The following is a 23,202-nucleotide window of genomic DNA, read 5'->3' as shown; positions in this document are numbered from 1 at the left end:
ACAAAAACAAGGTCTAAAAGGAAATGACAATTAATGGATAAAAAAAATTTATTAGAACATTTTGATGAGATATCTCAGGATTTGTTGTTATCAATAGCAGAAGTTGAGGCTCTAAAAAAAACTGTTAGAGAAATGGCTGAGGAAAATGCTAGATTACGTCTTGAAAACCATCAATTGAAAGAACAATTAGAACATACGAAAGTCATAACCAGTGAGACAATCTCTAAAAAAAGTAGAAATCATCTAGAAAAAATATATGACGAAGGTTTTCATGTATGTAATACTTTTTATGGTCAGCATCGTGAAGGCAATGCCGATTGTGTTTTTTGTATGGAATTATTATATAGAGAGTGATAACTATGCAAATACAAAAAAGTTTTAAAACGTCTCAATATGGTACTTTGTACCTCGTTCCAACGCCTATTGGCAATTTAGAAGATATGACTTTTAGAAGTTTGTCTATTTTAAAAACGGTTGATCTTATTGCTGCTGAAGACACAAGAAATACGGGCATATTATTGAAACACTTTGATATTTCAACTAGACAGACCAGTTTTCATGAACATAATGCTTTTCGAAAAATACCTGATTTAATTGCTTTTTTAGAATCGGGTAAATCCATTGCGCAAGTATCTGATGCGGGACTTCCTAGTATTTCAGATCCTGGTCATGATTTAGTACTTGCTGCGATTGAAAAAGAGATTAATGTTGTCGCCTTACCTGGAGCAAGTGCTGGGATTACTGCTCTTATTGCTAGTGGTTTAGCTCCTCAACCACATATTTTTTATGGTTTTCTACCAAGAAAAGCTTCCCAGCAAAAAGCTTTTTTTCTAGAAAAACAAAACTATCCAGAAACACAGATTTTTTATGAATCTCCCTATCGTGTCAAAGAGACGTTAACAACGATGTTGAGTGTTTATGGCAACAGACAGGTGGTAGTGGTTCGTGAACTGACAAAACTTTTTGAAGAATATCAGAGAGGTTCTATCACTGAGGTGATAGCATTTATTGAAAAAAATCCTTTAAAAGGAGAATGTTTAATAATTGTTTCAGGTGCCAAAGAAATCACTGAAGAAGTGGCAATAGAGAATCTAGATATCGCAGAGATGGTTAAACATTTGATAAGTGATGGTTTGAAACCTAATCAGGCGATTAAAAAAATAGCAAAAGAGCATCAACTAAATCGTCAAGATGTTTATAATAGCTATCACCAATTAAAGGACTAAAACGAAAAAGCGCTCAGAATTGAGCGCTTTTTTAATTCAAGTGAGACTAGTTAGTTTATGATTTGACAAGGAGTCCAGTGCCATGAACTTGGTTTGTTTTTGTTAAGCTAAGTAATTGCTTATAGTTTTTATCTGACACGCCACCTCCAAGAAGAATTTCAATACGGTTATTAGCATAAGCAATTAAATCTAATAAATGATCAACGTTTTTAAAAATATCACGACGTTCCTTGCTACCATGGAGTAGAATGCGAACAAATCCAAGATTGATTAAGGTATCAATAGCCTCTTTTTGTTTATCCTCAGGAATCAAATCAAAAGCCATATGAAAGACCATATCAACACCTTGACAAGCAGGTAAAAGTTGTTCAATACCATCAATGTCAATCTCATTATCTTCAGTAAGCATTCCAAAAACAAGAGCATCACTCTCTAACTCAACAGCTTTTAAAATGTCATCTTCCATTACTCTGATTTCAGTATCGTTATAAACAAAATCACCACCTCGAGGACGAATCATGGTTGCAACAGTGATGTTGTTATCATGTAGGTAATGACACGCTTCTTTGATAACACCATAGCTAGGGGTCGTTCCTCCTTGAGCTAAATTATCGCATAGTTCAATACGGGTAATATCGGTTCCAACCAATTTTGGTAAATCTGTTAAATTTTCGGCACAAAATTCTTTAATAATCATTACTTTTCTCCTATTTTTTCTTAGGCCTATTATATCATGAAATATTGGATTTTTAAAAGTAAAATAGTTGTGAATTTTCTGAAAATTATGGTATACTAAAAGCAATTTTTTATGGAGGCTATCAGATGACGATATATAACTTTTCAGCGGGTCCTGCTGTTTTACCTAAAGAAGTGTTAAAGAAAGCACAAGCTGAGTTTTTAAACTATGCTGACACACAAATGAGTGTTATGGAATTGTCCCATCGTTCTATAGCATTTGATCAGATAATTAAAGATGCCGAGCACTTATTAAGAGAATTGATGGCAATTCCTGATAATTATAAGGTTCTTTTTTTACAAGGTGGCGCCTCAACTCAATTTTCAATGATTCCCTTGAATTTAGCTAAGGGCAAGAAAGCATATTATCTTGTTGCAGGCTCTTGGGGAAAAAAAGCTTATAGTGAAGCCGTTAAGCTTTCTAAAACAATTCCGTTTGAACCAATTTTATTAGCTTCTTCAGAAGAAGACGGTTTTAATCATATTCCTGAAATTAGTGCTAAAGATATCGCATCAGATGCTGCTTATCTTCATTTAACAACGAATAATACCATTGAAGGAACAGCACTTTATGAGTTACCAGATACAAATGGAGTTCCCATTATTGCAGATATGAGTTCAAACATTTTAGCTTTTCCTTATCAAGTTTCTGATTTTGGTATGATTTATGCAGGTGCTCAAAAAAACATTGGCCCAGCAGGCGTTACCATTGTGATTATTCGTGAAGATTTGCTAAACACAGAACCCGTTTTATCAAGTATGTTGGATTATCGTATTCAAGCTGACAGTCAGTCTCTCTACAATACCCCTCCAACTTTTGGTATTTATATGGCAAAATTGGTTTTTGAATGGTTAAAAGATCTTGGTGGTGTCACTGAAATGACAAAACAAAATCAAGAAAAATCGGCTCTTTTATATGATTTTATTGACCAATCTGACTTTTATCAAAACCCAGTTTTAAACAAAGAAAATCGTTCTCTCTCAAATATTCCATTCACTACGCCAAGTAAAGTACTAGATGATAAATTCAATCAAGAGGCCGATTTGGCAGGTTTTAAAAATATTAAAGGCCATCGTAGTGTTGGCGGGATGAGAGCTAGTTTATATAATGCTTTTCCTAAAGAAGGTGTGCATGCTTTAATAGAATTTATGAAAGCATTTGAAGAGGCAAATAAGGCATGATTATCAGATTAGCCTTTCCAAATGAAATCAAAGATATCATGGCTATTATGGCAGAAGCCAAAACTTTCTTAGCAAAAAGTGGTAGCAATCAATGGCAAAACGGTTATCCTGATGAAGAGACTATTATTGAGGATATCCTAAAAGGTCAAGGTTATGTTATTTTAGTGGATGACCTTATTGCTGGTTATGCAGCTGTGATAGAAGGTAAAGAACCTGCTTATGAAGCTATTTATGATGGCAAGTGGTTAAATCAAAATCAAGACTATATCACTTTTCATCGTGTGGCTGTTGCTCAATCTTATAGAGGACAACAAATTGCTCAAACGTTACTGGAAGGTTTAGTTGAAGGTTTTGAAGCGAGTGATTTTAGATGTGACACTCATGAAAAAAATAAGATTATGCAACATATACTAGATAAGTTGGGTTTTAGCTACCAAGGAAAAGTACCTATAGATGGTGAGCGTCTTGCTTATCAAAAAATAAAAACAAACAATCGTCTAAAATAATAATTGATTAGGGAGACAAAATGACATACAACATTAAAACATTTAACAATATTAATCCAATCGGCTTGAAAGAATTGGGAGCAGATTTTGAAGTCAATAGTGAAGAAAAGCAAGAGGATGCTTTCATTCTTCGTAGTCAAAATTTACATGATTATCCCCTTCCAGAATCACTAAAAGCAATTGCGCGTGCTGGTGCTGGCACCAATAATATTCCAATCGATGAAGCGACAGCTAAAGGGATTGTGGTTTTTAATACTCCAGGTGCTAATGCTAATGCTGTTAAAGAATCTGTCATTACAGCTCTCTTATTATCAGCTCGTGATTATGTTTCAGCAAATCAATGGGTCAATACGCTTTCTGGAGAGGACGTTCCTAAACAAATTGAAGCTGGTAAAAGTCAATTTGCTGGGTCTGAGATTTCTGGTAAAACATTAGGCGTTATCGGTCTAGGAGCCATTGGAGCTCGTATTGCTAATGATGCCAGACGTCTAGGGATGAAGGTTTTAGGTTATGATCCTTATGTTTCTATCGAAACAGCTTGGAGTATTTCAAGTCATGTTAAAAGAGTTTCAGACATCAAGGATATTTTAACACAAGCAGATTATATTACGATCCATGTTCCTCTCACTCCTGATACTAAAAATACTTTCAATAAAGAAACTTTTGCCATGATGCCAAAAGGTACAACACTCATTAATTTTGCGCGTGCTGAACTGGTTGATCAAGAAGCACTTTTTGAAGCCATTTCATCAGGAACTATTAAACATTATGTGACTGATTTTGGTAATGAAGAGTTACTAAACAAAAAACAAATTACGGTCTTTCCTCATGTCGGAGGATCAACACAAGAAGCCGAATTAAACTGTGCCATAATGGCTAGCCAAACCGTTCGTCAATTTTTAGAAACGGGAGAAATTACCCATTCTGTCAATTTCCCTAATGTTCATCAAGCTTTAAAATCACCGTATCGTATCACACTCATCAATAAAAACGTCCCTAATATGGTAGCAGAGATTTCAGCGGCGGTATCAGAAGAGTCAATCAATATTGATAATATTATTAATCGTTCAAAAGGGGATTTTGCCTATACTCTGATTGACTTAGGTGAAAGTGACAAAGAAAAAGTAGACAAGTTAGTCAGTGTATTTAAGGAAAATGACAATATTATCCGTGTTCGTTTAATTGAAAATAAAGAGTAAGTGATTATGCTTGTCAAACACATCTATCATTCTCCTTTGGGAGATATGTCTATCATTGCTAATAAAGAAGGTGTGATAGGTATTTGGTTTTTTGAGCAAACCTATTTTGAACAAGGTATTTCTGAAAAACCGATTGAAGGATTAACTGAAGCAATTGATTTAGTGATTGACTGGTTGAACGATTATTTTTCAGGTAGAAATCCCTCAACAAATAATCTCCCTCTTATCATTAAGGGAAGTTCTTTTCAAAAGAAGGTTTGGAATGCGCTTAGAAGAATACCATATGGACAATCAAGAACCTATGGTGAATTAGCAAAACAACTAGGTTGTCAGTCACCACAAGCAGTAGGAACGGCTATTGGTAGAAATCCTTTTTCTATTATCATTCCTTGTCACCGAGTGTTATCAAGTGCTGGTAAACTTTCTGGCTATGCTGGTGGCTTAGATAAGAAACGTTGGTTGTTAGAACATGAAAAAATAACATTTACCCCTTAAAATAATGAGAATGATTACGAACTAATTTTCTTAAATGTCAAAATTTAATCACCAAATGAATTTTGTACATCGTAAAAACAATCGAAAAGGAGATAACCATGTTAACCTTTTATGAGTATCCTAAATGCAGTACTTGTCGTAAAGCAAAAGCAGAATTAACAGCACTGGGTGTTGACTTTAATGATATTAATCTTAAAGAAACGCCTCCGAGTGCTGAAATGTTGAAGCAATTAATGACAAATAGTGGACTACCTTTGAAATCTTTTTTCAATACCAGTGGTATGAGTTATCGTGCTTTAGGATTAAAAGACAAACTCCAACAGTTGACAATTGATGAGGCGGCGGACTTGTTATCAAGTGATGGCATGTTAATTAAGCGTCCTTTGTTAATAAAGGATGATCAGTTGTTACAAGTGGGTTATCGTACCAACTATAAAGATCTAGGCATTTAGAGAATAAAAAAACAGGGATTTCTCTCCCTGTTTTTTATTATAAATCGATTTCCAAGACAATAGGTGTATGGTCTTGACGGCTGCCTGAGTCAACCATTTCTGATTTCTTAATTCTATCTACCAGTCTTTGGCTAGTTAACCAATAGTCAATTCTCCAGCCAGTATTATTGATTTTACTGGTTTTACTGCGTTGTGCCCACCAGGTATAAACATCAGGAATATCACCGTGAAGATGTCTAAAAGTGTCTACAAAGCCTTTGGCTAAAAGATTAGTAAAGCCTTCTCTTTCTTCATCAGTAAAGCCAGGTGATTGGTGATTACTGCTAGGATTAGCCAAATCAATTTCTTTATGAGCAACATTATAATCACCTGTTGCTAGAACAGGTTTTTGTTGATCGAGTGATACTAAATAATCAGCGTAATGTCTATCCCATTCTTGCCTGTCAGATAATCGTTTTAAACCATCTCCTGCATTAGGTGTGTAAACTTGAGTGACAAAGAAGTCTTCAAATTCCAAAGTTATAATACGTCCTTCACTGTCCATCGTTGATGGCGCACCGATTTCTGGGAAAGTAATATTTGGTGTTAGTTCTGATTTATACAAGAACATGGTTCCCGCGTACCCTTTTCTAGCTGGTTCTACAGAAGAACGCCAAGTATTGGTATAGTTTGGGAAGTAAAAATCTAATTGTTCTAGATGTTTTTTGGTTGGTCCTTTAGCCGATAGTTTAGTTTCCTGAATAGCAATAATATCAGCGTCTTCAGCAACTAAGGTATCAATGACTTGACGTGACAAAACAGCACGGCTAGAGTCGCTTGTTAAGGCAGCATTTAAAGAGTCAATATTCCAAGAGATTAATTTCATCATTTTTTTCCTTTTCATTGATTAGTATTTTTATTATATCAAAACAATTCCATTTCTGCGACTAATTGAAAAGCTTGATAAGATGATGATAAAACTTATCAAATACCTTATCGTATCCATTCTTTTATGATATAATAAAAAAATAATGCATGCGTTTCATTTGCGCAGAAAGGAATTATAATGACTGACAAAAAATCATTTTATATTACAACTCCCATCTACTATCCAAGTGGAAAACTTCATATTGGCAACGCTTATACTAACATAGCTTCGGATGTTTTAGCTCGCTACAAACGACTCATGGGTTATGACGTTTTTTATTTAACCGGTCTTGATGAACATGGTCAAAAAATTCAAGAAAAAGCGGCAGAAGCAGGTAAAAGCCCACAAACTTATGTTGATGAAGTGGCAGAAGATGTCCAAAAATTATGGCAATTGCTTGATATTTCCCATGATAAATTTATCAGAACAACCGATAAGGACCATGAAGCCGTTGTCGCTCAAATCTTTGAGCGCTTGTTAGCACAAGACGATATCTATCTCGGAGAATATTCAGGCTGGTATTCTGTATCAGACGAAGAATTTTTCACAGAAAATCAACTAGCAGAAGTTTTTCGTGATGCTGATGGTAGGGTTACAGGAGGAATTGCGCCAAGTGGGCATGAGGTTAAGTGGGTCTCAGAAGAATCTTACTTCTTACGCCTTAGTAAATATGCAGATCGCTTAGTTGCTTTCTATCAAGAACATCCAGAATTTATCCAGCCACATGGCCGCATGAATGAAATGTTGAAAAACTTTATCGAGCCAGGGTTAGAAGATTTGGCAGTGTCACGCACTTCCTTCACTTGGGGCGTTAAGGTACCTTCAAATCCTAAACACGTTGTCTACGTCTGGATTGATGCTTTGAGCAACTATATTTCTGCGCTTGGTTATGGCACATCAGATACCAAAACTTTTGATCAGTTTTGGCCAGCTGATATCCACATGCTAGGGAAAGATATTTTGCGTTTCCATTCTATTTATTGGCCGGTTCTTCTTATGGCACTTGATTTACCCTTACCAAAACGCCTCATTGCTCACGGATGGTTTGTCATGCAAGATGGTAAAATGTCAAAATCAAAAGGCAATGTTGTTTATCCTGAAATGCTAGTAGAGCGCTATGGATTAGATGCTTTACGCTATTATTTGATGAGAAGTCTACCGGTTGGTAGTGATGGTACCTTTACACCAGAAGATTATGTTGGACGCATCAACTATGAATTAGCCAATGATTTAGGAAATCTACTCAACCGCACTGTAGCGATGATTAATAAATACTTTGACGGGGAAATCCCTAGCTATCAAGAAAATGTCACATCATTTGATGCTTCACTTGCTGAAACAGTAGCAGAAAATATCAAATCCTATCACAATTATATGGAAGCTGTTGATTTTCCAAAAGTTCTAGACAGTATTTGGCAAATTATTGCTAGAACTAACAAATATATCGACGAAACAACACCATGGATTCTCGCAAAAGAAGAGAAAACACAAGAGTTGGCAAGTGTCATGAGCCATCTAGCAGCCAGTTTAAGAGTTGTTGCTCACCTTATCCAACCATTTATGATGATAACAGCTACTGGCATTATGACGCAACTTGGTCTTGATAATACTTATCACCTAGAGACGATTTCATTGGAGAGTTTACCAGCTAACCTAACCGTTGTTAAAAAAGGTGAGCCTCTTTTCCCACGACTTGACATGGAAGAAGAAATTGCCTATATCAAAGAGCAAATGTCAGGAAAACAAACCACAGAAAAACCTTGGGATCCTGCTGAAGTAGAGTTAGTCAATGAAAAAGATGCCATTAAATTTGATCTCTTTGACAAGGTGGAAATTCGAGTTGCAGAAGTAAAAGACGTTCAAAAAGTACCTGGTTCTGATAAATTATTACAATTTAGATTAGATGCTGGTGATGGGGAGGACCGTCAAATTCTTTCAGGAATTGCCAAGTACTATCCAAATCCAGAAGAATTAATTGGACAAAAACTGCAAATTGTTGCCAACCTCAAACCGCGTAAGATGATGGGCTTACTAAGCCAAGGAATGATTTTGTCAGCAGAACACGATGGGCAACTAACCATACTAACAGTGGATCAAAAAGTGCCAAATGGCAGTCAAATTGGTTAATCATGTCAAAAGAGAACATCACAATGTTCTCTTTTTTGATATCTGAATAACGGATTCAAGCAAAGAAAAGCTATCTTTTTATGATATAATGACAATAGAATAAAGGAGGACATCATGACATTTGAAGAAATTTTACCAGGCTTAAAAGAAAAGAAAAAGTATGTTAGAACAGGTTGGGGTGGTGCTGAAAATTATGTTCAATTATTTGATAGTATTGAACAAGCTGGAAAATCTTTAGAGGTTACACCTTACTTTTTAATTAATGTTTCAGGAGAAGGTGAAGGATTTTCGATGTGGAGTCCAACACCGTGTGATGTTTTAGCAACAGATTGGATTGAAGTCAATGACTAAAACCGTTTTAATAACCGGTGTTTCAAGTGGCATTGGCTATGAGCAAGCACGTTTATTTCTTAAAGAAGGTTATCATGTTTATGGTGTTGATAAGAATCCTGCACCAATACTAGAAGGTAGCTTTGATTTCTTGCAATTAGATATCAGTAGGGACTTAACGGCTTTATTTACAAAAGTGAAAGAGGTTGACATTTTGTGCTTGACAGCTGGTGTTTTAGATGATTACAAACCTTTATTAGAAACAAATAGGCAAGAAATAACTGATGTCTTTGCGACTAATTTTTTTGCTGTGGTAAATATCACATCTTTTTACTTGAAAAAAATGGTGGAAAAACAAGCTGGTTGCATCATTACCATGTGCTCAATCGCCTCTTTTTTAGCAGGGGGTGGTGGGATTGCTTATACGTCTTCAAAACACGCTTTAGCAGGTTTCACAAAACAACTAGCTCTTGATTACGCTAAAGAAAACATCTCCGTTTTTGGTATTGCTCCTGGAGCCGTTAAAACATCTATGACTAAGGCAGATTTTGAACCAGGTGGATTATCAGAATGGGTAGCCAATGAAACACCAATCAAACGTTGGATTTTACCGGAAGAAGTGGCGGAATTGAGTTTGTTTTTGGCCTCAGGAAAAGCTTCTGCCATGCAAGGAGACATTATTACTATTGATGGTGGTTGGAGTCTGAAATGAAAGGAGTTTACAATGAAATTAGCAATTATTGGAACAGGCATGATTGTCAAAGAAGTTCTACCTGTTTTAAAAACAATTGACGGCATTGATTTAGAGATGATAGTCTCTACTTCTCGTAGTATCAAACTAGCAGAAGCATTATCACAAGAATATGGTATCAAAACATTTACAAGTCAATATCAAGAAGTTTTAGATAGTGATACGATAGACACTGTTTATATTGCTGTGCCCAACCATCTTCACTTTGATTTTGCAAGAAAAGCCTTAATGGCAAATAAGCATGTCATTTGTGAGAAACCTTTTACAATGACTGCTCAAGAATTAGAAGATCTTTCTCAATTAGCAAATGAAAGACAACTCATTTTATTAGAAGCTATTACTAATCAATATTTGGAAAATTATACTTATATCAAAGAATTATTGCCAAAAGTAGGGGATGTTAAAATTATTACCTGTAATTTTTCTCAATATTCTTCCCGCTACGATGCTTTTAAAAAGGGCGAGATAGCTCCTGTTTTTGACCCTGAAAAAGGTGGGGGAGCTCTTCGTGATTTAAATGTCTATAATATTCATTTTGTCGTTGGTTTATTTGGCTTACCCAAATCAGTTCATTATCTGGCAAATATGGAAAAAGGTATTGATACATCAGGTATCTTACTTTTAGATTATCAAACATTTAAAGTCTCTTGTATCGGTTCTAAAGACTCAAGCGCTGACATCAAAACAACCATTCAAGGGAATAAAGGCTATCTTGAAATTAACGGTGCCACAAGCATCATTCCATCAGTTGCTCTAACGCTTAATGGAGAAAAGACAAGCCTTATTAATAAAAATTCTAACCAGCCTCGTCTATGGTCTGAATTTGTTGCATTTGAAGAAATCATTAGATTAAAAGATTTGAAAGAAGCAAAACAAAGACTTAAACATAGTCGACAAGTGATGGAAGTGCTTGAACAAGCATTAGCAACAACTGTTTAACAACTCTTGTTAAATATGCTATAATGGAGTGATTTTAAAAAGTATTGTGAGGAAAAGAAATGACAAATTATGCAATTGTTTTAGCAGCTGGAAAAGGCACTCGAATGAAATCGGATCTTCCTAAGGTTTTACATCAAGTGGCAGGTATTTCAATGGTGGAACATGTGTTTAGAAGTGTTGCTGCTATCAATCCTGCAAAGAAAGTAACGATTGTTGGTCACAAGGCAGATTTAGTTAAAGCGGTAGTGGGTGAACAAGCACATTTTGTATTGCAAAAAGAACAATTAGGAACTGGACATGCGGTTATGATGGCTGAAGAAGAGTTGGCTGGTTTAGATGGGCAAACTCTAGTTATTGCTGGTGATACACCTTTAATTACAGGTGAAAGTCTAAAAAATCTTGTCGATTTTCATAGTAATCATAAGAACGTTGCTACTATTTTGACGGCTGAAGCAGCGAATCCTTTTGGTTATGGTCGTATTATTCGCAATCAAAATGATGAAGTCACTAAAATTGTTGAGCAAAAAGATGCATCTGATTTTGAACAACAAGTCAAAGAAATTAATACAGGGACTTATGTGTTTGATAATAAACGCCTGTTTGAAGCTCTTAAAAATATCACCACAAATAATGCTCAGGGAGAATATTATCTGACTGATGTCATTGGTATTTTTAAACAATCAGGTGAAAAAGTTGGTGCCTATAAACTGCGTGATTTCGATGAGAGTTTAGGTGTCAATGATCGCGTTGCTTTATCAAAAGCAGAAGAAGTTATGCGTCATAGAATTAATCATCATCACATGGTTAATGGTGTTTCTTTCATCGACCCTAAGACAACTTATATTGATGTTGATGTTTCTATATCACCAGAAGTTGTTCTAGAGCCAAACGTCACATTAAAAGGGAAAACCAAAGTAGGGCAAGCAAGTACAATTACTAATGGTAGCTACCTAGTAGATACTACTATTGGAAAAAATGTGACAATCACTCATTCAACCATCAAAGAATCTGTGATAGAAGATGGTGTTACAGTTGGTCCCTATGCTCACATTCGTCCCCAATCGCATCTCTCAAAAGATGTTCATATTGGTAATTTTGTTGAAGTTAAGGCATCAACAATAGGTAAAAACACAAAATCAGGTCATTTGACTTATATCGGCAATACTACCATTGGTAGTGATGTCAATGTTGGTGCTGGGACAATTATTGCTAATTATGATGGTCAAAACAAATTTGAAACAACCATTGAAAACCATGCCTTTATCGGCAGTAATTCAACTATTATCGCACCAGTTACTATCGGCAAAAATGCTCTAACTGCTGCAGGTTCAACCATTCATCAAGATGTACCAGAAGATAGTTTAGCAATTGGTCGCGGCCGTCAAGTTAATAAAGAAGGTTACGCAATTGGTAAACCACATCACTCAAATCAGAAATAGGTGTTTTTATGGAATTTATTGAAAAAACAATTGAGAGAGAAACCATTTTCAAAGGACATATCTTTGACGTTGCTGTCGATAAGGTTGAATTACCAAATGGTCTAGGAACATCAACACGTGAGCTCATTTTTCATAAAGGTGCTGTTGCCATTCTAGCAATAACACCTGAAAATAAATTAGTTATTGTTAAGCAATACCGTAAAGCTATTGAAATGATTAGTTATGAAGTTCCTGCTGGGAAATTAGAAGTTGGTGAAGATGGTTCTGAAAAAGAAGCTGCTCTTCGTGAATTAGAAGAAGAAACGGGTTATGTTGGTGATCTTTCGCTTATTCACGAATTTTATACAGCTATCGGATTTTGCAACGAAAAGATAAAACTTTATTTAGGTACCAATCTTAAAAAAGTACCAAATCCAAAACCAAAAGATGATGACGAAACGATTGAAATTCTTGAATTAAGTTTAAAAGATTGTCAAGAAATGATTAATACCGGTCAAATTACGGATGCCAAAACGATTATTGCCGTTCAATACCTAACTCTAAATCAAGAAAGGATACTCTGATGGGAAAACCTTTATTAACTGATGACATCATTAGACGCGCCAACGCCAAAAAACCATTGGATAGTCAGTTGATAGAAGACGAGGACACCAAAATTATTCCAGTGATTTCTGATAATTATTCTGATTATTTTTCGCAAGAAGATTCTTCTAAAGAACAAGAACAAATGATTAAAAGTCGTCGGATAGAAAATGCTAAGCGTCATGCGTTTAGTAAGAAATTAAATCTAATTTTGATCATTATTATTTTATTATTAGCTGTTTTAATGTATGCCATTTTTAAGATTTAGGAGAAAAAATGAAAATTGGAATTATTGCTGCAATGGCAGAAGAAATACACTGTTTAGTGAATAATCTTACAGAAAAAAAAGAAACCCTTGTTTTAAATCAACCTTATTTTTCTGGGAAAATTGGCCAACATGAAGTGATTCTAGTTCAAAGTGGTATTGGTAAGGTCATGAGTGCTATGAGTGTTGCTATTTTAGCAGACCACTTTGGAGTGTCAGTGATTATTAATACAGGATCAGCTGGTGCAGTTGCTAAAGACCTAAAAATAGGAGATGTTGTGGTATCAGATCGATTGGTTTATCATGATGTCGATGTGACGGCTTTTGGCTATCAATATGGTCAAATGGCAGCCCAACCACTCTATTATCAATCAAGTCCGTGGTTGGTTAAGGCTTTCAAGAAGGTTTTACAAGATGAAGCTGTTTCTTCAAAAATCGGTCTGATTGCAACAGGAGATAGTTTTATTGCTGGGCAAGAAAAAATTGATAACATCATTGAACATTTTCCAGAAGTTTTGGCAGTGGAAATGGAAGGTGCTTCTGTAGCTCAAGCAGCCTTTAATGCCAAGTGTTCATTTATTGTTGTTCGTGCTATTAGTGATACCGCCTCACACGATGCCAATATTACTTTTGCAGAATTTATCAAAAAAGCAGGTCGAACCTCAGCAGAAATACTTGTCACTTTTTTAACACAATTAACATCTGAAAATAATGGTATTTAAACTAAGTAGATTTTAAAAAAACTACAATGTTTCTAAAGAATGACGATTAAATAAATTTTTTATTATCAAAAACGTAAAATACTAACATTTTACGTTTTTTTATGTTATAATATTTTGGAATAATACTGTTTTTAATCAGTACTATAGATAAGAGAGATAGTGAGGTCGAGTGAATGGCTAGGAATGGCTTTTTTACAGGATTGGATATAGGAACAAGCTCGATTAAAGTTCTTGTTGCTGAATTTGTTGATAATGAGATGAACGTTATTGGAGTGAGTAATGTAAAGAGTTCAGGTGTCCGAGATGGGATTATTATTGATATAGATGCCGCTTCAAAAGCGATAAGAACCGCAGTAGATCAAGCAGAAGAAAAAGCAGGCATTTCGATTGATAAGGTTAATGTTAGTTTGCCGGCAAATCTTCTTCAGATTGAACCTACTCAAGGGATGATTCCTGTAACTAGTGATTCAAAAGAAATTAAAGATGAAGATGTTGATAGTGTTGTTAAATCAGCACTAACAAAAAGTATTACACCAGAACGTGAAGTCATTTCATTAGTTCCAGATGAATTCATTGTGGATGGTTTTAAAGGGATTAGAGATCCACGAGGCATGATGGGTATTCGTTTAGAAATGCGTGGTTTGTTGTATACAGGACCAAGCACCATTTTGCATAATCTTAGAAAAACAGTTGAAAAAGCAGGCATTGCTGTTGATAATGTTATCATTTCACCTCTTGCTATGACTAAGTACGTTCTTAACGAAGGTGAAAGAGAATTTGGAGCAACTGTTATTGATATGGGGGGAGGACAAACAAGTGTTGCCTCTATGCGCTCCCAAGTACTTCAATTTACAAATATCTATCCTGAAGGTGGTGATTATGTCACCAAAGATATTTCAAAAGTTCTCAAGACATCTATTAATACTGCCGAAGCTATTAAGTATAATTTTGGTAATGCCAATGTTAGTGAAAGTAGTACTACAGAAACCATTCAAGTTGAGGTGGTTGGTGAAACACAACCAATTGATGTTTCTGAACGTTATATTTCAGAAATTATTTCAGCTCGTGTGCGTAGTATTTTTGATCATATCAAACAAGACTTAGAACGCAATCGTTCTATCGAATTCCCGGGAGGAATTATTCTTGCTGGTGGTGGTGCGATTATCCCTGGTGTTGTAGAATTGGCTCAGGAAACTTTTGGTGTGAATGTTAAACTATTTGTACCAAATCAAATGGGCATTAGAAATCCAATGTTTGCTAATGTGATTTCATTAGTTGATTATGTTGGTTCTATGAGTGATGTTGATATTATTGCTCAAAGAGCTGTCACAGGTGAAGAGTTGTTGCGTCGCAGACCTATTGATACAGGAAGAGTTCCTGTGATGAGTGAGCCGGTTAGCTACTCGAATTCTAATAGTAAAGTAGATGCAAAAAGACCACATGAAAATGATGAACCTAAACCTAAAGAAAATATTGGGGATAAGGTACGTAACATTTTTGGAAGTATGTTTGATTAAAGATAAAATAAGTGAGGAAATAAAATGGTATTTTCATTTGATACAGCAGCTAGTCAAGGTGCAATTATTAAAGTTATCGGTGTTGGCGGTGGTGGTGGCAATGCCATCAACAGAATGATTACAGAAGGTGTTTCTGGTGTTGAATTCATTGCAGCTAATACTGATGTACAAGCTTTGAGTAGTTCAAAAGCTGAGACTGTTATTCAACTTGGTCCTAAATTGACTAGAGGACTTGGTGCTGGAGGCCAACCTGAGATTGGTCGCAAAGCAGCAGAAGAAAGTGAAGAAGCAATTACAGAAGCCTTGAATGGTTCAGACATGGTCTTTATCACTGCAGGAATGGGTGGTGGTTCTGGAACTGGTGCTGCACCAGTTATTGCTAGAATTGCTAAAAGCTTAGGTGCATTAACAGTTGCAGTTGTAACACGTCCATTTGCTTTTGAAGGAAATAAACGTAGCAACTTTGCAATTGAAGGAATTTCCGAATTACGTGATCAAGTAGATACTCTATTAATTATTTCTAATAATAACCTTTTAGAAATTGTTGATAAGAAAACACCTCTTCTTGAAGCACTTAGTGAAGCAGATAATGTTTTACGTCAAGGTGTACAAGGAATATCTGACTTAATTACTAACCCTGGACTAATCAATCTTGATTTTGCTGATGTTAAAACAGTAATGGCAAACAAAGGCAATGCTTTAATGGGTATTGGTATTGGTTCTGGTGAAGAACGTATCGTTGAAGCAGCTCGCAAAGCTATTTATTCACCACTTCTTGAAACAACTATTGATGGTGCTGAAGATGTCATTGTTAACGTGACTGGTGGTCTTGATATGACCTTGACTGAAGCAGAAGAAGCTTCTGAAATTGTTAGTCAAGCAGCGGGTCAAGGTGTTAATATTTGGCTTGGTACTTCTATTGATGATACTATGTCTGATGAAATTAGAGTTACAGTAGTTGCAACAGGAGTTCGTCAAGACAAGGTTGAACGTGTCTCAGGTATTGGTCATGCCCAACCTCATGGTTCGAATCCTTCTGCTTTTAGACAAGCGGGGTCACAATATGCTGTAGATCACATAAATGCGAGACGTCAATCTTATCAATCATTTGATATGAATGATAAACCTGATGTTCCTAGAGCAAGTCGTCCACAAGATTCTGTACCACAATCATCTGGTTTTGGAAACTGGGATCTTCGCCGTGACTCAATTACTCGTCCAACTGAAGGTGAATTAGACAGAAAATTAACAATGTCTTCATTTTCAGATCAATCTGATGGTGATGATGAATTAGAGACACCACCATTCTTTAAAAATCGTTAAAAATGGATTTAGAAAAAAATAAAACTAATGTTCTTCAGGAAATCTCAAGAGTTGCTCGAGAGGCAGGTAGATCTCCTGAGGACATTAATATTATAGCAGTTACAAAATATGTTGATTTAAACACAACAAAAGAAATCATAGCATTAGGAATAAAACATATTGGTGAAAATCGTGTCGACAAATTTTTAGCCAAATATGAGGCTCTTTCTAGTGATGATATTGTATGGCATTTTATTGGAAGTTTACAACGTCGAAAGGTGAAAGAAATCATTAATAAAATTGATTACTTCCACGCTCTTGATTCTTTGAATTTGGCAAAAGAAATTCAAAAGAGGGCTGAACATCCTGTAAAATGTTTTTTACAAGTTAATATTTCAGGTGAAGAAAGCAAACATGGTTTTTCACTTGAAGATATTGACAATGTGATTAATACTTTAATAGAATATGATAATATTACCATTGTTGGAATTATGACAATGGCACCAATTGATGCTAGCGATGAACAACTAACGTACATTTTTAAAACAGCCAATGAACTTAGGTTAACCTTAAAGAACAAAGAACTTAAAAATATGCCTTTTACCGATTTAAGTATGGGAATGAGTAGAGATTACAAAATTGCTATTCAAAATGACTCAACATATGTTAGAATTGGAACAGCATTTTTTAGTTAAATGGAGAAAAAATATGGCACTTAGAGATAAATTTAACAAACTTATTTCTTATTTTGATACAGATGATATCAGTGAAGTAGAAGAAGAAACGGTTGTACAGAGTGTAAGACAACCTCGTATTGAACAACCTCAACAAAGACGGGAACATCACTCTAGAGTTGAAGCGTCTGAAAGTGAAGTTAAAGACAGAGCACACTTACGTCCTGTGACAAATGTTTCGCCTTCACATGCTAAGATTAATAGAGAGCAAATGGCTCAAACGGCAGCAGAATCTGCAAAAACGACTATCGTGATTAAATATCCTAAAAAATATGAAGATGCTCAAGAAATAGTTGATGCTTTGATTCTTAATGAGTGTATTTTGATTGATTTTCAGTACATGATAGATGCTCAAGCACGTCGCTGTTTAGATTTTATTGATGGTGCTAGTAAAGTTCTTTATGGTAATCTTCAAAAAGTAAGTTCTTCTATGTTCTTATTAACTCCAGCTAATGTTATTGTTGATTTTGAGGAAATTGGTATTCCCCATAATGGACAAGATATCAGTTATGACTATGATATGAAGAGATGATAAATGATAGTATTTATAATAAATAAAGCAATTGACATTTTTTCTTTTTTACTTGTTGTTTATGCTTTACTATCTTGGTTCCCAGAAACACATAACAGTACTTGGGCAGGATATTTGTATCAAACTGTCGAACCTATTTTGAAAATATTTAAAAAGTTTAATCTTCAGTTTGGAACTATTGATTTCACTGTAGTAGCAGCTTTGATTGCTCTAAGAATTTTAAAAAATTTAATCAATATGATTTTATAAAATGGTAGAGAAAGACTCTTTATTTCAGCATTTTAGACGGGATGAAAAATTATTTCTCGAAAAAATAGAAGAATTAATTCAAAAAGTTGAAGATTCCTATTATATTCAAGTGACAGAATTTTTAGATCCTAGGCAAGTTTATATCGCAAAGATTCTGTTAACGACAAGAAAAACAATCTTTTATGTTAGTAGTGACTATTATGCTATGGAATATGCTAGAATTATTATTTCACCTCCGTCACCTTATTATGAGTTTGATTTTTCACATTTTGGAATTTCATTATTGAATATCAGTTATAATGATAAATTTAATCAATTAACCCATGCTCAAATTCTTGGAACTTTGCTTCATACTCTTGGTATTAAAAGAACTGTTATTGGAGATATTATTATCAAAAAAGGTCAGGCTCAGCTCCTACTGGATTCTAAAATGGTCTCTTATTTTAAAAATAATATTCATAAAATTGGTCGTACCAGTGTGATATTATCAGAAGATTCTTTGGATCATTTAATTCAAACTGATGATTCGGATGAAACAGTTGATATTTTAACGACGAGTCTCAGGGTAGATAAAGTGATTTCATCTGTTTTAAAAATATCAAGAAATGAAGCATTGGCATTAATTACTTCTGATAAAGTAAAGATTAACTATATGATTGTTAATAAGGCATTCTATACTATTTCAGCAACTGATATTATTAGTGTCAGAGGTTATGGTCGATTTATTATTGCATCTGATAATGGTCTGTCAAAGCAAAAAAAACATAAATTAACAATTATTCGAAAAGTGCATAAGTGAGGAAACGTAGATGACATTAACAACACTCGAAATTAAAGATAAAACATTTAATGTAAAATTTAGAGGTTATAGTATTGATGAGGTCAATGAGTTTTTGGACATGGTTATCGATGACTATGAAGAAATCATTCGCTCTAACCATGATAAAGAACAACGTATCAAAGACTTAGAAGATAAAATAGCTTATTTTGATAATATGAAAGAGTCTTTGACACAATCTGTAATTTTAGCTCAAGAAACGTCAGATAAAGTGAAAAGTTCTGCCAAAATCGAAGCTGATAATATTTTAAATAAAGCACAAAACGATGCTTATACTTTAATTGAGGAAGCAAAAGCAAAGGCTAATCAAATCATTCGTGATGCAACAGATGATGCTAAACGTGTTGCGGTTGAAACGGAGGACTTAAAACGTCAAAGTCGCCTATTCCACCAACGCTTACTATCAGTGGTTGAAGGACAAATGGGCTTAGTTAATGCACCAGAATGGCACGATTTGTTACAACCTACAGCTGTTTACCTTCAAAACTCAGATGCAGCCTTTAAAGAAGTTGTTGAAAAAGTTTTAGAAGAACATGTTCCTGAAACAGATGATTCTAATTCTATGGATGCTACTCGTCAATTCAGTCCTGAAGAAATGGAAGAGTTACAAAGACGTGTGGCAGAAGGAAATGCTCAACTTGAAGCAGCAAAAAAAGCTTCTGAAGAAGTGTCTAAGCCAACAATTGAGATCATTTCAGAACAATCTGATGATGCAAGCAATACTTTCTAATTTAATATTGACGATTAACAAGAACACAAAATATTGATAATATTTAAAGCGAGTAGGAGATGGTGGGAGTCCTATAATCCCTTATCAATTATTTATCATCTTGTTTGTTTCTATCTGAATAGTTTTATAAGATAGAAGGTTGGCTTACCTTACAAGCAAAGAGGAATACTTTTTAGTATTCGAACTAAGGTGGTACCACGAGCTTTCGTCCTTTTCGATGAGGGCTTTTTTATATATGAGGAGAAAAAATGAAATTAAAAGAAACACTTAATCTAGGCAATACTGCATTTCCAATGCGTGCAGGTTTACCCAATAAAGAACCACAATGGCAAAAAGCATGGCAAGAAGCTAACTTGTATGCAAAAAGACAAGAATTAAATGCCAACAAGCCAGAATTCCATCTCCATGATGGTCCTCCCTATGCTAATGGGAATATTCACGTGGGTCATGCATTAAATAAAATTTCAAAGGATATTATTGTACGTTCTAAGTCAATGTCAGGCTACAAGGCTCCCTATGTTCCTGGCTGGGATACGCATGGTCTTCCAATCGAGCAAGTATTGGCTAAAAAAGGTGTTAAGCGTAAAGAAATTAACCTAACTGATTATCTTGAAATGTGTCGTCAATATGCACTGAGCCAAGTTGATAAACAAATGGAAGATTTTAAACGTTTAGGTATTTCTGCTGATTGGGAAAATCCTTACATTACACTAACAAAAGATTATGAAGCCGCACAAATTAGGGTTTTTGGTGCCATGGCTGATAAAGGCTATATCTATCGAGGTGCTAAACCAGTCTACTGGTCTTGGTCATCTGAGTCAGCTTTGGCAGAAGCTGAAATTGAATACCATGATGTAGAATCAACCTCTATCTATTATGCTAACAAGGTCAAGGATGGTAAAGGTATTTTAGATACTAATACCTATATTGTTGTTTGGACAACAACACCTTTTACTGTGACAGCTTCACGTGGTTTAACAGTTGGTCCTGATTTTGACTATGCACTTGTCAAACCAGCTAATGACACAAGACAATTTATTGTTGCTTATGATATGTTAAATGATTTGGCTCAACGATTTTTATGGGAATCGCCAGAAGTATTAAAAACCTACAAAGGAAAAGAATTAGAGAGAATTGTAACAGAACATCCTTGGGATAAAGAAGTTGATGAATTGGTTATCCTTGGTGACCATGTTACCCTTGACTCTGGTACAGGTATTGTCCATACGGCACCTGGTTTTGGTGAGGATGACTACAACGTTGCAATTCAGTACGATTTAGAAGTTGCGGTTACGGTTGATGGACGCGGAATGATGATGGAAAATGCCGGAGAAGCTTTTGCTGGTCAATTTTATGCCAAAGTAACTCCAATTGTTATTGAACAATTAGGAGATTTACTCTTAGCCACTGATACGATTACCCATTCCTACCCATTTGACTGGCGTACTAAAAAACCAATTATTTGGCGAGCAGTCCCTCAATGGTTTGCCTCTGTTTCTAAATTCCGAGAAGACATTCTGTCAGAAATTGATAAAACGATCTTTTATCCAGCTTGGGGTAAAACACGTCTTTACAATATGATTCGTGATCGAGGAGATTGGGTTATCTCTAGACAACGTGCTTGGGGAGTCCCTCTACCAATTTTCTATGCTGAAGATGGAACACCGATTATGTCTAAAGAAGTGACTGATCATGTTGCAGATCTTTTTGAACAAGAAGGCTCAGCTATTTGGTGGCAAAAAGAAGCAAAAGAATTGCTCCCTGAAGGCTTTACTCATCCAGGTTCCCCAAATGGAGAGTTTACAAAAGAAACAGATATCATGGATGTTTGGTTCGATTCTGGTAGTTCATGGAATGGTGTTATGAATAGTCGTTCAGGTCTTTCTTATCCAGCTGATCTTTATTTAGAAGGAAGTGACCAATATCGTGGTTGGTTTAATTCGTCTCTCATCACTTCAGTAGCGGTTAACAATCATGCACCATATCAATCTGTTTTATCACAAGGTTTTGTTCTTGATGGCAAGGGCGAGAAAATGTCTAAATCAAAAGGAAACATTATTTCACCAAACGATGTGGCAAAACAATACGGTGCTGAAATTCTTCGTCTTTGGGTGACTTCTGTTGATTCTTCAAATGACGTTCGTGTGTCAATGGATATTTTGGGTCAAGTTTCAGAGACCTACCGAAAAGTTAGAAATACACTTCGTTTCTTGTTAGCTAATACGAGCGATTTTAATCCAGAAACTAATCGTGTGCCTTATAACCAACTACGATCAGTTGATCAATACATTACTATTAAGTTTAATCAATTAGTAGCAACCATAAATGATGCTTATGAACAATATGATTTCATGACTATCTATAAAGCTGTTGTTAACTTTGTAACGGTTGACTTATCTGCGTTTTATCTTGATTTTGCTAAGGATGTTGTTTATATTCAGGCTGCTGATAGTCTAGAAAGACGTCAAATGCAGACTGTCTTCTATGATATTTTGGTAAAATTAACGAAATTGTTGACACCAATTTTACCACATACAGCTGAAGAAATTTGGTCTTACTTAACCTTTGAAAAAGAAGAGTTTGTCCAATTATCAGAAATGCCTAAAGCTCTTACTTTTGATAATCAAGATAAAATTATCAAGAAGTGGGAACGCTTTATGAGCCTTCGTACTCAAGCGCAAAAAGCACTTGAAGAAGCACGTAATGAAAAAGTGATTGGTAAATCTCTTGAAGCACACTTAACAATTTATCTAAATGATGAGACAAAAACATTCTTGGATAGTTTAGACAGTAATATTGCTCAATTATTGATTGTGTCACAATTAACCTTAACTGAACAAGAAGCACCTAAAGATGCTGTTATTTTCGAGGACATTGCTTTTAGTGTTTCTCATGCTACAGGTGATGTCTGTGCTCGTTGTCGTCGATTAGATGAGACAGTTGGTACAAATACTAATCCAAATCTCAGTATGATTTGCGATTCTTGTGCAAGCATCTTAGAAGTCCATTTCCCTGATGCTGTAAAAGAAGGTTTTGAAACAAAATAAAGAAAAAACGATGTATGTTGCTATCTAAAAGCCATACATCGTTTTTTCATTTAATGATAAATAAAAAGCAGTGTCACACTGCTTTAAATAGTCGTTGGAATAGATATCTCAATCATCTTAGATGAATGAATAGTTTTAATTTTATCTGGGATGGTAATCTTACGGTCTATTTTACGTTTTAAGAAAAATTCACGAATAGCTTCTAATTCACTATCTTTGATAGCTCGGTATTTATTAATAATCAATAATTCATAGTGTTTAGGGGCTTGCGTAAAGATAACATCGGTATTTCCTGCTGAGTATACTTCAACGAGTTTAGCATCAGTATGTTTCAATTGGTTTTTAACCAATTGAGGATGGCTACTTGTAGTATTAATTAATCTCATCTTATTCCTC

At 35.1% G+C, this 23,202-nt stretch carries 26 protein-coding genes and 1 other annotated feature; of the genes, 23 read left to right on the top strand and 3 right to left on the bottom strand.

Going from position 1 to position 23,202, the window contains the following annotated elements; all coding sequences use genetic code 11:
* The first annotated feature begins 33 nt into the window (after positions 1 to 33).
* Entirely contained in the window at positions 34 to 354 is a 321-nt protein-coding gene (yabA, locus tag JHK64_RS03505; RefSeq protein ID WP_199567622.1) for a DNA replication initiation control protein YabA, read from the top strand.
* A 5-nt stretch (positions 355 to 359) separates the two neighbouring features.
* On the top strand, positions 360 to 1,226 hold the full coding sequence (rsmI, locus tag JHK64_RS03500) for a 16S rRNA (cytidine(1402)-2'-O)-methyltransferase (RefSeq protein ID WP_199567621.1): 867 nt from the start codon (positions 360 to 362) through the stop codon (positions 1,224 to 1,226).
* A 55-nt stretch (positions 1,227 to 1,281) separates the two neighbouring features.
* Here rsmI and JHK64_RS03495 read toward each other — a convergent pair whose 3' ends face one another.
* A complete protein-coding gene (locus JHK64_RS03495) occupies positions 1,282 to 1,923 on the bottom strand; it encodes a copper homeostasis protein CutC (RefSeq protein WP_199567620.1) in 642 nt (213 codons plus the stop codon).
* 125 nt (positions 1,924 to 2,048) lie between these two features.
* Here JHK64_RS03495 and serC point away from each other — a divergent pair, with 125 nt between their 5' ends.
* From serC to JHK64_RS03470, 5 genes are all read left to right on the top strand, one after another.
* Positions 2,049 to 3,143, top strand: a complete 1,095-nt coding sequence (gene serC, locus JHK64_RS03490; RefSeq protein WP_199567619.1) for a 3-phosphoserine/phosphohydroxythreonine transaminase — start codon at positions 2,049 to 2,051, stop codon at positions 3,141 to 3,143.
* Positions 3,140 to 3,649 carry a GNAT family N-acetyltransferase gene (locus tag JHK64_RS03485; RefSeq protein WP_199567618.1) on the top strand — a complete coding sequence of 170 codons (510 nt, stop codon included), beginning with the start codon at positions 3,140 to 3,142 and terminating at the stop codon, positions 3,647 to 3,649. The genes serC and JHK64_RS03485 overlap by 4 nt, the downstream gene beginning before the upstream one ends.
* A gap of 20 nt (positions 3,650 to 3,669) precedes the next feature.
* Entirely contained in the window at positions 3,670 to 4,848 is a 1,179-nt protein-coding gene (locus JHK64_RS03480) for a 3-phosphoglycerate dehydrogenase family protein (RefSeq protein ID WP_199567617.1), read from the top strand.
* Between the two features lie 3 nt (positions 4,849 to 4,851).
* A complete protein-coding gene (locus tag JHK64_RS03475; protein WP_373880471.1) occupies positions 4,852 to 5,343 on the top strand; it encodes a methylated-DNA--[protein]-cysteine S-methyltransferase in 492 nt (163 codons plus the stop codon).
* Positions 5,344 to 5,441: 98 nt separating this feature from the next.
* Complete coding sequence (locus JHK64_RS03470) at positions 5,442 to 5,795, top strand: arsenate reductase family protein (protein ID WP_199567615.1); 354 nt, start codon at positions 5,442 to 5,444, stop codon at positions 5,793 to 5,795.
* Between the two features lie 37 nt (positions 5,796 to 5,832).
* Here the strand turns inward: JHK64_RS03470 and JHK64_RS03465 are convergent, their stop codons facing one another.
* Entirely contained in the window at positions 5,833 to 6,660 is an 828-nt protein-coding gene (locus JHK64_RS03465) for an exodeoxyribonuclease III (protein WP_199567700.1), read from the bottom strand.
* A 180-nt stretch (positions 6,661 to 6,840) separates the two neighbouring features.
* On the opposite strand from JHK64_RS03465, the gene metG reads away from it, so the two are divergent.
* From metG to ileS, 16 genes are all read left to right on the top strand, one after another.
* Positions 6,841 to 8,829 (top strand): methionine--tRNA ligase, encoded by a 1,989-nt coding sequence (metG, locus tag JHK64_RS03460; RefSeq protein WP_199567614.1) that lies wholly within the window; start codon positions 6,841 to 6,843, stop codon positions 8,827 to 8,829.
* Positions 8,830 to 8,943: 114 nt separating this feature from the next.
* The gene (locus tag JHK64_RS03455; RefSeq protein WP_199567613.1) at positions 8,944 to 9,180 is read left to right on the top strand and encodes a DUF2829 domain-containing protein; all 237 of its coding nucleotides are present in this window, start codon (positions 8,944 to 8,946) and stop codon (positions 9,178 to 9,180) included.
* Positions 9,173 to 9,871, top strand: a complete 699-nt coding sequence (locus tag JHK64_RS03450) for a 3-oxoacyl-ACP reductase (RefSeq protein WP_199567612.1) — start codon at positions 9,173 to 9,175, stop codon at positions 9,869 to 9,871. Before JHK64_RS03455 ends, JHK64_RS03450 begins: the two co-directional genes overlap by 8 nt.
* Positions 9,872 to 9,883: 12 nt before the next feature.
* Positions 9,884 to 10,849, top strand: a complete 966-nt coding sequence (locus JHK64_RS03445; RefSeq protein ID WP_199567611.1) for a Gfo/Idh/MocA family protein — start codon at positions 9,884 to 9,886, stop codon at positions 10,847 to 10,849.
* Positions 10,850 to 10,908: 59 nt separating this feature from the next.
* Positions 10,909 to 12,288, top strand: a complete 1,380-nt coding sequence (gene glmU / locus JHK64_RS03440; protein ID WP_199567610.1) for a bifunctional UDP-N-acetylglucosamine diphosphorylase/glucosamine-1-phosphate N-acetyltransferase GlmU — start codon at positions 10,909 to 10,911, stop codon at positions 12,286 to 12,288.
* An 8-nt stretch (positions 12,289 to 12,296) separates the two neighbouring features.
* Positions 12,297 to 12,851 (top strand): NUDIX domain-containing protein, encoded by a 555-nt coding sequence (locus JHK64_RS03435; protein WP_199567609.1) that lies wholly within the window; start codon positions 12,297 to 12,299, stop codon positions 12,849 to 12,851.
* Positions 12,851 to 13,138, top strand: coding sequence for a cell wall synthase accessory phosphoprotein MacP (gene macP / locus JHK64_RS03430; protein ID WP_199567608.1), 288 nt, complete (start codon positions 12,851 to 12,853; stop codon positions 13,136 to 13,138). Before JHK64_RS03435 ends, macP begins: the two co-directional genes overlap by 1 nt.
* Before the next feature lie 8 nt (positions 13,139 to 13,146).
* Positions 13,147 to 13,857, top strand: a complete 711-nt coding sequence (locus JHK64_RS03425; protein ID WP_199567607.1) for a 5'-methylthioadenosine/adenosylhomocysteine nucleosidase — start codon at positions 13,147 to 13,149, stop codon at positions 13,855 to 13,857.
* Positions 13,858 to 14,030: 173 nt separating this feature from the next.
* Positions 14,031 to 15,374 (top strand): cell division protein FtsA, encoded by a 1,344-nt coding sequence (ftsA, locus tag JHK64_RS03420; protein ID WP_199567606.1) that lies wholly within the window; start codon positions 14,031 to 14,033, stop codon positions 15,372 to 15,374.
* Positions 15,375 to 15,398: 24 nt separating this feature from the next.
* A complete protein-coding gene (gene ftsZ, locus JHK64_RS03415) occupies positions 15,399 to 16,697 on the top strand; it encodes a cell division protein FtsZ (protein WP_199567605.1) in 1,299 nt (432 codons plus the stop codon).
* 2 nt (positions 16,698 to 16,699) lie between these two features.
* The gene (locus tag JHK64_RS03410) at positions 16,700 to 17,371 is read left to right on the top strand and encodes a YggS family pyridoxal phosphate-dependent enzyme (RefSeq protein ID WP_199567604.1); all 672 of its coding nucleotides are present in this window, start codon (positions 16,700 to 16,702) and stop codon (positions 17,369 to 17,371) included.
* A 13-nt stretch (positions 17,372 to 17,384) separates the two neighbouring features.
* Positions 17,385 to 17,942, top strand: coding sequence for a cell division protein SepF (locus tag JHK64_RS03405; RefSeq protein ID WP_199567603.1), 558 nt, complete (start codon positions 17,385 to 17,387; stop codon positions 17,940 to 17,942).
* 3 nt (positions 17,943 to 17,945) lie between these two features.
* The gene (locus JHK64_RS03400; RefSeq protein WP_199567602.1) at positions 17,946 to 18,191 is read left to right on the top strand and encodes a YggT family protein; all 246 of its coding nucleotides are present in this window, start codon (positions 17,946 to 17,948) and stop codon (positions 18,189 to 18,191) included.
* A 1-nt stretch (position 18,192) separates the two neighbouring features.
* Positions 18,193 to 18,990 carry a YlmH family RNA-binding protein gene (locus JHK64_RS03395; protein WP_199567601.1) on the top strand — a complete coding sequence of 266 codons (798 nt, stop codon included), beginning with the start codon at positions 18,193 to 18,195 and terminating at the stop codon, positions 18,988 to 18,990.
* Between the two features lie 10 nt (positions 18,991 to 19,000).
* The gene (locus JHK64_RS03390; protein ID WP_199567600.1) at positions 19,001 to 19,759 is read left to right on the top strand and encodes a DivIVA domain-containing protein; all 759 of its coding nucleotides are present in this window, start codon (positions 19,001 to 19,003) and stop codon (positions 19,757 to 19,759) included.
* Between the two features lie 4 nt (positions 19,760 to 19,763).
* Positions 19,764 to 19,975, top strand: a binding site (T-box leader).
* A 32-nt stretch (positions 19,976 to 20,007) separates the two neighbouring features.
* Positions 20,008 to 22,806 (top strand): isoleucine--tRNA ligase, encoded by a 2,799-nt coding sequence (gene ileS, locus JHK64_RS03385; RefSeq protein WP_199567599.1) that lies wholly within the window; start codon positions 20,008 to 20,010, stop codon positions 22,804 to 22,806.
* Between the two features lie 83 nt (positions 22,807 to 22,889).
* Here the strand turns inward: ileS and JHK64_RS03380 are convergent, their stop codons facing one another.
* On the bottom strand, positions 22,890 to 23,192 hold the full coding sequence (locus tag JHK64_RS03380; RefSeq protein WP_199567598.1) for a DUF1827 family protein: 303 nt from the start codon (positions 23,190 to 23,192) through the stop codon (positions 22,890 to 22,892).
* Positions 23,193 to 23,202 lie beyond the last annotated feature (10 nt).

The organism is Streptococcus zalophi, assembly GCF_016481285.1.
GTDB lineage: Bacteria > Bacillota > Bacilli > Lactobacillales > Streptococcaceae > Streptococcus > Streptococcus zalophi.
This window is presented reverse-complemented; position numbering and strand designations above follow the sequence as displayed.

What these genes read in the sequence shown, in the direction of transcription:
- yabA (WP_199567622.1), top strand. Translation starts at nt 34, where the DNA reads ATGGATAAAAAAAATTTATTAGAACATTTTGATGAGATATCTCAGGAT.
- rsmI (WP_199567621.1), top strand. Translation starts at nt 360, where the DNA reads ATGCAAATACAAAAAAGTTTTAAAACGTCTCAATATGGTACTTTGTAC.
- JHK64_RS03495 (WP_199567620.1), bottom strand. Translation starts at nt 1,923, where the DNA reads ATGATTATTAAAGAATTTTGTGCCGAAAATTTAACAGATTTACCAAAA.
- serC (WP_199567619.1), top strand. Translation starts at nt 2,049, where the DNA reads ATGACGATATATAACTTTTCAGCGGGTCCTGCTGTTTTACCTAAAGAA.
- JHK64_RS03485 (WP_199567618.1), top strand. Translation starts at nt 3,140, where the DNA reads ATGATTATCAGATTAGCCTTTCCAAATGAAATCAAAGATATCATGGCT.
- JHK64_RS03480 (WP_199567617.1), top strand. Translation starts at nt 3,670, where the DNA reads ATGACATACAACATTAAAACATTTAACAATATTAATCCAATCGGCTTG.
- JHK64_RS03470 (WP_199567615.1), top strand. Translation starts at nt 5,442, where the DNA reads ATGTTAACCTTTTATGAGTATCCTAAATGCAGTACTTGTCGTAAAGCA.
- JHK64_RS03465 (WP_199567700.1), bottom strand. Translation starts at nt 6,660, where the DNA reads ATGAAATTAATCTCTTGGAATATTGACTCTTTAAATGCTGCCTTAACA.
- metG (WP_199567614.1), top strand. Translation starts at nt 6,841, where the DNA reads ATGACTGACAAAAAATCATTTTATATTACAACTCCCATCTACTATCCA.
- JHK64_RS03455 (WP_199567613.1), top strand. Translation starts at nt 8,944, where the DNA reads ATGACATTTGAAGAAATTTTACCAGGCTTAAAAGAAAAGAAAAAGTAT.
- JHK64_RS03450 (WP_199567612.1), top strand. Translation starts at nt 9,173, where the DNA reads ATGACTAAAACCGTTTTAATAACCGGTGTTTCAAGTGGCATTGGCTAT.
- JHK64_RS03445 (WP_199567611.1), top strand. Translation starts at nt 9,884, where the DNA reads ATGAAATTAGCAATTATTGGAACAGGCATGATTGTCAAAGAAGTTCTA.
- glmU (WP_199567610.1), top strand. Translation starts at nt 10,909, where the DNA reads ATGACAAATTATGCAATTGTTTTAGCAGCTGGAAAAGGCACTCGAATG.
- JHK64_RS03435 (WP_199567609.1), top strand. Translation starts at nt 12,297, where the DNA reads ATGGAATTTATTGAAAAAACAATTGAGAGAGAAACCATTTTCAAAGGA.
- macP (WP_199567608.1), top strand. Translation starts at nt 12,851, where the DNA reads ATGGGAAAACCTTTATTAACTGATGACATCATTAGACGCGCCAACGCC.
- JHK64_RS03425 (WP_199567607.1), top strand. Translation starts at nt 13,147, where the DNA reads ATGAAAATTGGAATTATTGCTGCAATGGCAGAAGAAATACACTGTTTA.
- ftsA (WP_199567606.1), top strand. Translation starts at nt 14,031, where the DNA reads ATGGCTAGGAATGGCTTTTTTACAGGATTGGATATAGGAACAAGCTCG.
- ftsZ (WP_199567605.1), top strand. Translation starts at nt 15,399, where the DNA reads ATGGTATTTTCATTTGATACAGCAGCTAGTCAAGGTGCAATTATTAAA.
- JHK64_RS03410 (WP_199567604.1), top strand. Translation starts at nt 16,700, where the DNA reads ATGGATTTAGAAAAAAATAAAACTAATGTTCTTCAGGAAATCTCAAGA.
- JHK64_RS03405 (WP_199567603.1), top strand. Translation starts at nt 17,385, where the DNA reads ATGGCACTTAGAGATAAATTTAACAAACTTATTTCTTATTTTGATACA.
- JHK64_RS03400 (WP_199567602.1), top strand. Translation starts at nt 17,946, where the DNA reads ATGATAGTATTTATAATAAATAAAGCAATTGACATTTTTTCTTTTTTA.
- JHK64_RS03395 (WP_199567601.1), top strand. Translation starts at nt 18,193, where the DNA reads ATGGTAGAGAAAGACTCTTTATTTCAGCATTTTAGACGGGATGAAAAA.
- JHK64_RS03390 (WP_199567600.1), top strand. Translation starts at nt 19,001, where the DNA reads ATGACATTAACAACACTCGAAATTAAAGATAAAACATTTAATGTAAAA.
- ileS (WP_199567599.1), top strand. Translation starts at nt 20,008, where the DNA reads ATGAAATTAAAAGAAACACTTAATCTAGGCAATACTGCATTTCCAATG.
- JHK64_RS03380 (WP_199567598.1), bottom strand. Translation starts at nt 23,192, where the DNA reads ATGAGATTAATTAATACTACAAGTAGCCATCCTCAATTGGTTAAAAAC.